The sequence below is a fragment of the Alteromonas sp. KUL150 genome (assembly GCF_009811475.1).
GTDB lineage: Bacteria > Pseudomonadota > Gammaproteobacteria > Enterobacterales > Alteromonadaceae > Alteromonas > Alteromonas gracilis.
On record NZ_BLIJ01000061.1, the window covers coordinates 22502 to 34205 of the forward strand.

The following is an 11704-nucleotide window of genomic DNA, read 5'->3' on the forward strand; positions in this document are numbered from 1 at the left end:
ATTCAATCAGGCGGGGTCGCTATGTGCTTGATGTTTTCTAAGGTTAGGCTCGTATTTAACCAATGCTCAAAGACTTCGTTAATTGATCAAAGTGACGTTTCCATCATTTTATTGTAGAGGATAATATATTTTGGAAACGGATGGGTTACTTCACAAACTTTTTGATTCTCTTTATCTCACTTTCGCCATACCAGTTTTCCCTGCCTGATATTGTTTAGCGTAGCGGATGGCCATAGCTTCGCTTTTCCAATTCCCTGAAAGCACAACTTCCGCCATAGGTACATCAGCTTCCATGAGTGTAAGAACACCACCAGTACGAGTGCTGTGGCAGGTAAATTTACCTTCGGAGTTGATAGCCATACCAATTGCCTCATACCTCTTTAATAGTGCTTGGTATTGCATAGGCTCTTTTTGAACAGTTTGCTTGGGAGAGAGCTTACGAAACACGAAACCATCAGTAATTCTGGCTTTATCTAGCCACCTTGTAAGCAAATCTGCGGTCTCGTCAGATAGATACCCGTAGTGGCCTTCGCCCGATTGATCCGTTTTGGAACGGGGGGCAAAAACTGTCTTTGCCTGCCAATCGATATGGTTGACTGTGATGGCCAAAATATTTGATGCACGAAAGAGTGTATCGAGCGCTACGTTGACCAGTACCGCATCGCGTAATCCTAATAGTGAGTCCACATTCAACACCCGATTTGCTACGCGCACATCATTTAACTTTAATGGCTTTGCTTGCTTTTGTGCCGCGGGTTTTTCTTTAAGCTTACCATTCACGTAACGACTGAAAAGCTTGGAGTGTTTCCATGGGTCGGGTAATTCGCTTACGCCAATGAAAAAGCGTACAGACGCGAGCTTTCGTTTGATGGTGTGATGTTTGAGCTCAGACGCCATGAGGTCATCGAAGAAAGCCTTGCATGCAATCTTAGTAATTTTCCAATCACTTGCCAGTGCCGGCAATACATGCGCACGACAAAACTTGAGGTATTGATTGAAATCAGACTGATAAGCCTTACGCGTATTCAGCGACATCGTTTGCCACACCGAGTCTCTTAGTTCAGTTAAATTTTGAACCACCAGCGTTCGATGTTCTTCATTCAGCGAAAAGTCGCTTTGCGCTAACGCGATTTCATTTGCCATGCTATTAATCGATATAACTATAATTATCTGTAATAATAAAGTAGCACAGCACAAAGAGCAAATAAAGCGTTACATATAACGCTTACATAAAATAACAATAGTAGGGTGATTATAGTCATGATATAAAAGCGTTATAAGTAACGCAGGCGCAGGGCAGGGTAGTGAGCAAAGATAAGATTTGGCAAGAATATATGGAAAAGAATTTTGATAAATTCATTTCATCTTTAAAAAGCGACGATTTTATAAAGGGGAAAAAAGAAATTATTAATCATCAGGATTGTGATTTTTTAGAGCCTAAAAAGACTTATGATTGCCTTAGAAAAATAATCACGCAAGATGCCATTAAAAAGCTACAAAATAGATTTAGAGCGCACAAACATAGAGAGAATAGAGGAATAAAAAACCTCCAATTAAAATCACACTCTCTTTATATGCTTGATAAGTTTAAAGCGCAGGTGGGCGCCGACACATTGGAAGAGGCGATAGATTTTTTATTGTCACCGGACTATCGCGATTATGAACACGATGTAGGCCTAGCCAAGCAGCGTTTAGGCGAAGGAAACTTTGATAGCACCGAATTGATGATAGATAGCTTTGCCAAAAGACTGAAAAACTACGACAGAGAGCGCTTATCATTAATTATCGCGCTGGCGTTCAATGAAGGCTGGAGAGCTGCAAAGCAAACAAAGAAGCGTACCGGCAACCCTCGCCAAGAAGCGCTTAACCAGTCTGATTTATATAATATCGTAGTAAAATCCATAGCAAGGAGTGTAAGTGTTGATTGAAGAAAACTATTGGAGAATATTCGCACCCAATAACATGCTAGCTTCACTACGTGACCTAATGGATGAAGTATGCCGACAAATTTGCGAATACAGAGAATCTGTTCCCATCGTGCCGGAACTGTGCCTGCCCACTGCAGCAAAGGAAATATCGCTGACACCACTCATGATGCAAGCTGCCTACAATCTACAAAGAAATGATAAGGCCGTCTTTTGGCCAGTTTCGGAGCTGACCGCTACAAGAAATAGAAATGAATCTAAGGGCCGCATTGATATAGGTTTATTCAGTAAGAGACATGCCACTTTTATTGAGTGCAAGGCTGTAAGAACCAGCGCAGCCAACAACAACAATAATAGAATTGAAAAGGCGTTAAACAAAGCAACGGATCAGCTGCTCGATATAGATATGGCGACACTTCTATTCAATTCACCAAAAGAAACTATTACTAATATTCGTGCGAATAACAAGCTTATACCCATGGTCGCAATCAACGTGACATGCGATAAGAATAGGGTAGAAGATCGAGACCGTCTATTTATGAAAAAAGTAGAATCAATTCGTGATAGTTTCCGAAATTCGATGATAGTACAGGTCAGATATAAGCCTCACTTTATTCGTTATAATGGTGACATCGATGTAAAAGTTTGGGATAGAAAGCTAATGTCTATTGGTCATGTTTTTATTTTAAAAGAAGTTTTCAAAAGCTAAATTTGGGGAATCTCAACTTGATCTGACACTTTAGATGATAGAAAGGTAACAATTACGAAGGGCTGTTGTTTACGTGAAGTAGAAGTTTGCACTCTGGGGGACAGAGGTCAGCTATGAGCGTTTAGCGGACGTTGGACATAACTTTTGCGCAAGTCCGCTTCAGACAAACAACGGACGTTCAACAGTGTTATAACCCGCATCTGGAACACAGCGGTGTGTATGCTAGCCGCCGCAGGTTAGTAGTTGATTAGTTTGCTAGGCAATTGGACACTCACTGATTTTACGAGCAAAGTAATATTGCTTTGCTCTAGATACTGACTCTTTATTTACTTCTGCTAATTGCTGTCGGGTAATTATCTGATCATCTTGACCTGCCCAAAAAGCTTTCTTTGGAGAGATAGGGATAAAAGCAAAATCTCCATAACCATCTGCAACAATAAACTCTCCATCCTGAGCTTCGATTAACCCCCACTTAAAATGTCTGCAAGTACCCCAATCTCGGTCAAGGATAGTTTGTATTTGAATGCTTGTAGTAAAACGGGAAGGCACCACTCCGCCTTCACGAATAAATCCCATCCCCTTACTCTCTAATATTTCTTCTTGTTCTTTGGTTAAACCTGAGCCAGATACTCCATTAAGCACTGAATCAATAGGATCACTTAAATGATATTCGTGCCTGAGTCGCCATAGAAGGCAGTATTTAGATATCGCCTCATGGTTTCTCTCGGAAAATGCTTTAACATGGTCAATCTCTTTGTGAAATGCATTTTCGATTCGTGCCATATATCCTGTTTCCGCCTGCTGATCCCACGTTCGTTTAGTACAGAAAATTTTTGCACGTTTATGCCTTTGAACTATTTCACCAGATGAAAGCTCCATCACTTCTACTTTTTTATCGGAGTCATAGAACAACGAAATAGCGTGAGCTGTATGAAAATGCTGTTTAATCGCTAACTGTTGAGGATTCTTTTTAATAGTGGGTTCGTAGGGCATATCTTTCCTTGAGCCTAACCGCTTATTACGATTATTCCATGATAACACCCATTTTCACTTAGTGACTATGAGCTGTATCTTAAAAGGAAAAATAAGACGTCTCCATTAAGTATGGGGCTGACTAACAACAAGTACCAACGGGCATAAATAGACAAGGTAGACGTTCAACGCCAAGCCAATGAACGGAAACACGAAGGGCATAATAACGAAGCGGGCCTGCGTGTTGTAGTCTCAGTCTCGCCGCGGTAGCGGTTTGCGAATTAAGCGCATTTTTAGCACTCGCTTACCTAAAATTCTTTCTGATACTATTAATATAACTATATTCACTTGGACACTGATTTGATGGCATTATTAAGCTTTTGACGCCAAAAACTAACCCTGCTCCAGCAACACCAGCAACTAAAGGAGACATACCAACAACCGAAGAAAGGCCAGCGCTACCCAAACCTGCTCCAGCAATACCTGAAAAATCAGCATTTATTATATTTTTTAAATGGGTAGTAACCCGCTTTATGCCAGATTCATTTAAAGTTTTATCAATATCTTTTAAAGCTAATTCTAAACGAGCCACTTGTGTATTTCTTGCACGTGGGACATCTTTTGAGTTCAGTATTTTTTCGTTGATGTCGTCCATATGAAATCTAAATGCTGAAAGTTCATCTTTCCTCTTTTCTTTAAATTCCAATATATCCGCTAGTGCTGTATCAGCACTTGGGACTGGTAGCATGTCATAAAGCTCAACCTCAACACCAATATTTTCATTCTGTTTGGTATAAAATGGAATATCTGCTAGTTGTGCAATGGTCCAGCAACCGGGTTCGTTTTCTTGGTTTTTTCTAAACGCAGCTTCTTGAGCCTGAATAAAAAACTCACCTCTACCACTGTTCACTCTTCCTTCGAACACTACATGCGTGCGTTTTAATTTTCCTGAGTTCTCTAGGAAGTCAATATCAGGAGAAGAAATGTGGATTAGCATATTTGAGGGATAATCAATTTCATCCCAATACGTGAGATATTTTCTTAATTCAACTGGGTCAGGACCTCCACCACAGCTTATTCCCCCAGTATATAAAGGCTTAAAAGGTGGAGAAACTACAATTCCTTTTTTATTCAAACTAACCTCTGACTTAGAGTGCTAACAACTTATTATTGATACTTCATAGTATCACTCGTTTCCCATGAAAAACCATAATCTGTATTTTCATAGGAAAACATTTCCGATTGTCTGCTATACGTACTTTTCTGCCGTTTAATTACAAATATTCGAACGGCTGCTATTGGCACTAAATTGCAGGACTTATTCGCAGTTTCCTTAGTAAAGAGCAGGACTCGGGCCCCTAGACTTAACTGTGGTGAATCAATGGAAATATTATAAACGGTATTACTGGCTCTATAGTATCGATAGTATTTCCTTTAAACCAATTCTTTGTCGCAACATGTGTTAAGGCTTAATGTCTAGAGTTACTTTTTTGAGGTATCAGTCTTTTAGTCGTAACAAAAAAATAATACCTACGTCATCATTTTTTGGCCTACTAAAAGCCCATTTGAACAGTAAAAGGAAGTAATAAATGAAATTAATGTCTATTGGATTTTTTTTAGCTATTCTAGTGTCATTTTCTAAGCTAGCTGTAAGTTCGGAAGTCGTTGAGTGTTATGATTGCAGCCATTCCGATAAAATTGTGTCATGGGGTATGTTGAACTTAAAGGTTGGTGAAAAAAAGCATATTACGCTTGTTGATATTTACAATAAAAATGCTCGTTCTTTTGATGTAACGCTTTCTCTCACTCCCACTCTTCCAGGGATGCCTGAAGTTCCGGTTGTGACATACATGCTTTCCTCAGTTCCTTCGGGTATTTCAACAATGATGACGGACCTCAGTAATGCTTCGAACTCTCTGGTGGCCGAAGCTGAAGCAAAATCAATTCCGAAAGAAGTTATATCTTCACCCTGGGAATTCGTTAATTGCAGCTATTGTCGTGCTGATGTAAGCGACTATCTAAATAATAGCTTAGAGGGAAAGATAAAAACTGTAGAAGCGACGGCTATCTCCATAGCTCAGGCGCTTAACTTGATTAATACTAGTGTGCCAAACCAGTTTCAAATTCCACTTGAAACTGGCGGCAGTATTTTAGTTGAATTAACAGTAATTAACTCTCCAATAAAGTTAGAAGTTAAAATACTCAGAATTCTTGATACTAACAATAATGAAGTACAGCAAGATGTAACTAAGTTGAACAATATGAACATCAAAGCGGCGCTAGAGGCTCACATAGAAGATATGAACAACTATTTGGGCCCACTAGGATACGGCGTAAACATGAATTCTTTAATTTTTAGTGGTGGATTTTACAGAGGAAGGATAACGATAGAACGCTTCGATTATAAATAGCGATACCTATCTTTACTGTACTAAATCTTTCCAAAAGCTACGAAATTTGTTTTTAAGCAACTAGAGATACTTCTATTAAAAAGCTTGGCCCTTGTTTGGGCTTAGCTTTTGGTGTAGCCGTTTACAAGGATAATAGGTTTCATAGTTTGAGACTATTTTGAGTGTTTATAAATCCGTGGATAACCAAAGATTACTGCATACGCTACTCGTCTAAGCGTACAATTGAAGCTAAAGCGGCCACCTGAAGAACTAGAGGCTATGAAGTACTTTTATTGCTGCAACTAAGAACATCAGCACATAAGTGTAAACGTCCGGTAATCCCACCTAACGCTTAGCAAATTGCCATGGCAATTTGCTCGATATCAACATCGGCCTTACTGAGTTTATCGAGGCCAGTCATCACATACTCGAACACATTGAGGTCATTAGCTTTAGCGGTTTCGATGATGCTGTAGAGAACCGCACTGGCATTTGCGCCCGTGGAGGTCTGGCTAAACAGCCAGTTTTCTCTGCCTATCACGAACGGTTTAATCGCGCGCTCAGCGCGATTATTATCGATATTCAATAATCCGTCGAGTGTATAACGCGCCAGCTTTTCCCATTGATTCAAGCAGTATTGTATCGCTTCGCCTAACTTGGTTTTCGGTAGTGTCCAGAGACAGAGGTAGTTGGAGTTTTTAGCGATGAATAATGCAGGGTGCAATCAAAAAGTTTAACTTTTCATAACCTTAGCTCATCAGTGTGTTGGATTAAATCGATGTTATTAGGTAGATTGAGGTAGTAAATATTATTATGATTTAATATCCGATGGATGCATTTGAACTCATAACATATCTAAAGCTTCAAGTTAATCTCAAGCTTTATAAATTTTCGGATTCACGCATGATAATTAAACTTATCATGCGTGAACTATTAAATTAATACAGAATACATTATCTTGAAAATTTTAATTATCGTTCCAACCAAACTCTTTAGAAAGTAATTTTCTTTTCCATCTATTCTCTATTTCAATGACAGACTCTTTTGATAAATCAATGTCGCAGACTTCAAGGATAGAGTATTGAAACTGGCTAAAGCCCACTTCTCCGGTTTCATTGAATAGTAACCGCAAGAGCTTATTGCCTCCATGGTGGCCGTTGGCATAGGCTGACCAGCGATTCCAAAAGCCACCAGCCCCATAGGCACTTCCCACATATTGCTTGCCTGTTAATCTATCACTAATTAGATAGACGCCAGACACAGATGAAAGTGCGGTCTTCCATGAGGGATATTGGTGTCGATATAGCATTTCTAGTTCACTACGGGATAGGCACACATGCTTGAAGTCGGAGAAATCTTGGAACGCCATTGGCTCTGGTAGAATAGAGCGAATCGTTGCTCTTCCAGAAAGGGTTTCACCGGTGGGATACGAATTACGCCCTGTACGTTTAAAGTGAACTACCAGCCGCCCGATAAGGCTCTCGCCTATGGTAGTAAGCTCAGTGTCATAGTAATGACATTTACCGTCACTGCTCGACAATGAAATGCCTTTTGATAGATAAACACCGACAAATAGCCACTGGCAAACCCCGGGCAACTTGATAAGCGAAACGATATAGTTACGACCGAAATTGCGCTTAGTTTGAGCTTGCTGCCATTGCTCAAATCGCCCGTCGAAAAATTTTTCTAATGGGTTTTCAATTCCGTTCCATACGGCTAAGTGGCCTTTCACATCTACTGGGTCTAGCTCTAAAAGCCTAAGTACTTCCATGTTCCTAATTTACCTATTATTTAATACTACAAATTCAGCCAAACTTATAACACACTGCCACTAACCCATAAACCGGAATAGATTTGAGCTGGTGGGTAAATAGGCTTAAAATTGCTGTATAAGTAAACAGCACTATGGTTAATAAGTGTTTCTACAATTCCACATGAGTAATATTGAAGCGTTTCTGAAAGAGCTTGAAGAACTGCTCCTCGATAGCGCCTGCCCGGCTTCAACATATTACTACGCCATTGAGCCTGTACTTAAAGAACAAGAAGAGGAACTTATTGAGCACGGCTACTCAAGCATTAATGTTGATATGTTTACTGGCCGAGCAGCGATTTTAAAAATTATTGATGCTTATAAGGATATGTACGTATTCGATGAAACGCCACAAAAGTCACGGCGGTTCGTGCAAAAACACCCTGGCTTCGTAGTAGCGACCAAAAACAAACGAGAGATTATTGCTTGCGTTGAAAAGATCAATAATGAGAAGAAGGCATTTAGAGCGGCAGTAGTAAAAAGCAGTGATGATGCTTACGAAAAGTGGCAGAACGTGCACGACCGGTTCAATTTTTTAATCACAACGTCGGCTTATCGCACCATCTATGCTTTTAAAGAGGATGTTCACCGCGTAAATTTCAATTGGGTTTCACGACCACTCCATAAAGCTTATACGCTCGAAGAGTTGAAACAGAAAATAGATAAAGGGGTTCATACCGTTCCCTTGTCTTATTCTCGTCAGAGTTGGCTAGAGAAGCTTGAACACGATAAGTCGTTACTAGATGCACATCAAAACGCAGAATTTGCGGTTAAACGCCGGATAAAGCTGCGGCCTGAATCATCCATTCGATTAGAGGATGCAGAAAAAGCAAAGGGATATGCTGCGAGTTTACCTTATGTCCTTTTCTCTCCCCCTAAATACCATACCCACCTTAGTAGTTTTATTGCGCCTCGGCACGTGAAAGTTAAAGAGAAGGTAGGGGATGGTTGGGTTTTGATTAATCGACGAATGAATCTCTATAAGCGAAGTATTAAATAACAAACGCTTCAAATTCTTGTCGTGTTTTCCGTATGTGATCTTACTCTGTTGTCAGATCACTTTTTTATTGCAGCGTTCATTCACTGCTAGATAAATGCTGTTCATACTAAAAATCTTACCTCCTAGTAATCTAGAAAGCCTTCCAACATTGTATCTAAGTCCCAAATGGAGCGTTTAGATTTGAATATTGATAATCTTATAGCTTTATCGAAGGCCTAGACTCACCTTCAAGCATCACCTGAGATAGAAGGTACTTTTACATTCTCTGCCTCTCAGTTGTATCACAACGTCTCGTTTTGTTTACCTCCAAAACCGCTTAATAACGGTGTGGAGGTAACGCCCTTTCTTTTTCTTGCTGCTCCTTAAATATTCTTCATATGGAATAAAAAGTAATATTCCTTTTAGAGAATATTGAATAATATTCAATATAAGGTATATTTATAAATATACTTCTTATGGAATATATTGAGTTAACAATGAGAATTAAGATCCCAAAAGACGTAGGTCACTACATAGCATCTACACGCAAGGCGCTAGGGTGGTCTCAAACAGACTTGGCCACTAAAATTGGTAAAGACCAGCGCTTTGTATCGAGATTAGAGAATGACCCCACCAGCGTGTCATTTGGTACTGTGCTGATGGTTCTAAACGTTCTCAATATCAATATCGATATGACAAACCAAAACACTCATAAAACAGATGAGACAGCAGCAGTAGCCGGTGGACAGCGTATTCCCCAGAACGCCCCAAAAGACGTTAAAAGCCCATTAAGAAGAGTGGAATCAGGTAGGTTTGTCAGTAAGCCAATGAGAACGCCGGTGGTTGTTAGTAAGAATAAAGCTAAGGAATAGTTATGGCTAAGAGGAGAAAAACTAACAATCTCTCAGTGGGCATCAATGGCCGGCACGTAGGTACATTCGAGCGCTATGGTGCCACGCATGCATTTACTTACGACGATGAGTGGCTATCCGCAGAATACGCACACCCAATTAGTCTATCGATGCCGCTTACCAAAAAGAGACACACCGGTGACCTGGTGCGCTTTTACTTCGACAACCTACTGCCGGACGACATAGAGATTCGTAAGTTAATTGTTGACCGAGTTGGCGCCTACTCTACAGACACAATGGATTTGTTGAGTGAAATTGGCCGTGATTGTGTGGGCTCTCTTTCTTTGACACCGGAACCAGTCGATGGATTCGACGAATTAAAGCTTGAGGCGATGAGTCATGCCGATATCGAAGCGCACCTTAGGAATACAGTAAGACGTAAAACACTGGGTATGGATGATGATGACGTATTCAGAATATCCCTTGCAGGTGCACAAGAGAAAACGGCGCTGACACTTCATGAAAGTAAATGGCATCGCCCTCTAGGTACCACTCCAACTACTCATATATTTAAACTACCTATCCACGATTTAGAAAACGGGCTTAAGCTAACTAACAGTGTCGATAATGAGTGGTTTTGCCTGAGGTTTATGCATCACCTAGGGTTTAACGTTGCTCATGCTGATATACACACTTACGGTGGCCAAAAAGCGCTGGTGGTTGAACGGTTTGATAGGCAACAAGGTAAGGACGGCCTTATATACCGACTGACTCAAGAAGACATGTGCCAAGCGCTTGGTAGGGCTGGCCAGTCAAAGTATGAAGCAAATGGGGGACCGGGTGCGAGTGAGATAGCCAATCTACTTCGCTTTAGTACTGATAGTGAAAATGACATGTATCAGTTCTTTCTTGCGCAATACGTATTTTGGCTGTTGATGGGCATTGATGGCCACGCAAAAAACTTCAGTGTTTACCTTGACCATACTGGCCATTGGCTTACCCCGCTTTACGACGTGATTTCAGCGTATCCATTCAGAAACCAATTCAGACGCAAGGAATTGCGGATGGCTATGAAGGTAATGTCTAAAAGTAATCATTATATCTGGGCAGACATTCAAATGAGACATTGGAAATCACATGCAGCTAAGACGTTCTTAAATGATGAGTTGGCTATGGGTTACATTGAAGCTCTTAATGCGGAAATTGACGTTGCTTTGAGTAAAACTTTTGCTGATGCTTCTGAAGACTTCGACCAAGAGACTGGGGAACTGATTGCTGAAGGCGTGTTGCCCAAAGCGAGAATATAAAAATGAGGGCTATCCTAATAACGAAAAAGTGAATAACTCATCAAACACCAGCAAATCCAACGAATAAACCATCCACAGCCTTGTTGATAACTGGCCAAGGGTGATAACTACGGCAACATACCATAAAGCACCCTTAACCAACAAACCCTCTTCTCATCACCGCAGCATAAAAACCTTGCCCGGACTCATTAACCGAGACACAAACTAGGACGAATTTACCACACCAAAAAACTCACCTCACGCACCACTAAACATCTACCAGCCTGCCTCATAGTAAACGTACGTTACTTGTCCGCTACCTGTGACCCACTTTCGTTTACCTCCCCTACTCACTCACCAATTTCTCACGTTCTACCTGCACAACTGCGCGGAGCGCGCGGCCGCCGCAGCGAAGCTGCGGGAAGTTTAGCGAGATAATATAGGGGTATGTTGCCGTAGTGTTTTGAGAGTGGTTTTTTTAGGGAAGCGTGATTACTGTGGTGATGCCCTACTCGAAAACAAAACCCATTCACCCCATTTAACTTGCCAATTTTTATCTTTAAAGCGATGGGAAATCTGCGTGGCTGATGAACATTTCTTACACCAACTGCATACCGCTTTATGTTTGGTAATAAGGGGGGAGATTTAATAGATTTTTAACGTGGCTTAGTTTTTTATTTATTGAGGCTTTAATATGGAAATTGGCTGACCGGTATCCATGTCAATTTCTATCCATGTCAATTTCTATCCATGTCAATTTCTATCCATGTCAATTTCTATCC

10 protein-coding genes and 1 pseudogene are annotated in these 11704 nt (G+C 40.6%); 6 read left to right on the forward strand and 5 right to left on the reverse strand.

The window, feature by feature from the left end:
• Positions 1–171: 171 nt before the first annotated feature.
• Entirely contained in the window at positions 172–1143 is a 972-nt protein-coding gene (locus GVO62_RS14585; protein ID WP_159119851.1) for a tyrosine-type recombinase/integrase, read from the reverse strand.
• A 161-nt stretch (positions 1144–1304) separates the two neighbouring features.
• Between GVO62_RS14585 and GVO62_RS14590 the strand changes: the two genes are divergently transcribed.
• Positions 1305–1928, forward strand: coding sequence for a hypothetical protein (locus GVO62_RS14590; protein WP_159119852.1), 624 nt, complete (start codon positions 1305–1307; stop codon positions 1926–1928).
• The gene (locus tag GVO62_RS14595; protein WP_236547175.1) at positions 1918–2634 is read left to right on the forward strand and encodes a hypothetical protein; all 717 of its coding nucleotides are present in this window, start codon (positions 1918–1920) and stop codon (positions 2632–2634) included. The genes GVO62_RS14590 and GVO62_RS14595 overlap by 11 nt, the downstream gene beginning before the upstream one ends.
• A 255-nt stretch (positions 2635–2889) precedes the next feature.
• On the opposite strand, the gene GVO62_RS14600 is transcribed toward GVO62_RS14595, so the two are convergent.
• Both GVO62_RS14600 and GVO62_RS14605 read right to left on the reverse strand, forming a co-directional pair.
• Entirely contained in the window at positions 2890–3627 is a 738-nt protein-coding gene (locus GVO62_RS14600) for a hypothetical protein (protein WP_159119853.1), read from the reverse strand.
• Positions 3628–3910: 283 nt separating this feature from the next.
• Positions 3911–4741: a DUF6236 family protein gene (locus GVO62_RS14605; protein WP_159119854.1), complete on the reverse strand. Its 831-nt coding sequence runs from the start codon at positions 4739–4741 to the stop codon at positions 3911–3913.
• A gap of 454 nt (positions 4742–5195) precedes the next feature.
• Here GVO62_RS14605 and GVO62_RS14610 point away from each other — a divergent pair, with 454 nt between their 5' ends.
• Positions 5196–6017: a hypothetical protein gene (locus tag GVO62_RS14610; protein WP_159119855.1), complete on the forward strand. Its 822-nt coding sequence runs from the start codon at positions 5196–5198 to the stop codon at positions 6015–6017.
• Between the two features lie 324 nt (positions 6018–6341).
• Here the strand turns inward: GVO62_RS14610 and GVO62_RS14615 are convergent.
• Both GVO62_RS14615 and GVO62_RS14620 read right to left on the reverse strand, forming a co-directional pair.
• Positions 6342–6651, reverse strand: a pseudogene (locus tag GVO62_RS14615) (IS66 family transposase); the annotation flags it as partial.
• Between the two features lie 312 nt (positions 6652–6963).
• Positions 6964–7767: a GIY-YIG nuclease family protein gene (locus GVO62_RS14620; RefSeq protein ID WP_159119856.1), complete on the reverse strand. Its 804-nt coding sequence runs from the start codon at positions 7765–7767 to the stop codon at positions 6964–6966.
• A 163-nt stretch (positions 7768–7930) separates the two neighbouring features.
• On the opposite strand from GVO62_RS14620, the gene GVO62_RS14625 reads away from it, so the two are divergent.
• The 3 genes from GVO62_RS14625 to GVO62_RS14635 all read left to right on the forward strand — a co-directional run bounded on the left by GVO62_RS14625 (position 7931) and on the right by GVO62_RS14635 (position 10943).
• Entirely contained in the window at positions 7931–8806 is an 876-nt protein-coding gene (locus GVO62_RS14625) for a DNA replication terminus site-binding protein (RefSeq protein WP_236547176.1), read from the forward strand.
• Between the two features lie 476 nt (positions 8807–9282).
• Entirely contained in the window at positions 9283–9657 is a 375-nt protein-coding gene (locus GVO62_RS14630; RefSeq protein ID WP_159119858.1) for a helix-turn-helix domain-containing protein, read from the forward strand.
• Positions 9658–9659: 2 nt separating this feature from the next.
• Positions 9660–10943, forward strand: coding sequence for a type II toxin-antitoxin system HipA family toxin (locus GVO62_RS14635; RefSeq protein WP_159119859.1), 1284 nt, complete (start codon positions 9660–9662; stop codon positions 10941–10943).
• Positions 10944–11704 lie beyond the last annotated feature (761 nt).

Bases quoted from the DNA above. Each gene is read 5' to 3' on its own strand.
- GVO62_RS14630 (WP_159119858.1), top strand. From the start codon at position 9,283: ATGAGAATTAAGATCCCAAAAGACGTAGGTCACTACATAGCATCTACA.
- GVO62_RS14610 (WP_159119855.1), top strand. From the start codon at position 5,196: ATGAAATTAATGTCTATTGGATTTTTTTTAGCTATTCTAGTGTCATTT.
- GVO62_RS14620 (WP_159119856.1), bottom strand. From the start codon at position 7,767: ATGGAAGTACTTAGGCTTTTAGAGCTAGACCCAGTAGATGTGAAAGGC.
- GVO62_RS14600 (WP_159119853.1), bottom strand. From the start codon at position 3,627: ATGCCCTACGAACCCACTATTAAAAAGAATCCTCAACAGTTAGCGATT.
- GVO62_RS14625 (WP_236547176.1), top strand. From the start codon at position 7,931: ATGAGTAATATTGAAGCGTTTCTGAAAGAGCTTGAAGAACTGCTCCTC.
- GVO62_RS14635 (WP_159119859.1), top strand. From the start codon at position 9,660: ATGGCTAAGAGGAGAAAAACTAACAATCTCTCAGTGGGCATCAATGGC.
- GVO62_RS14585 (WP_159119851.1), bottom strand. From the start codon at position 1,143: ATGGCAAATGAAATCGCGTTAGCGCAAAGCGACTTTTCGCTGAATGAA.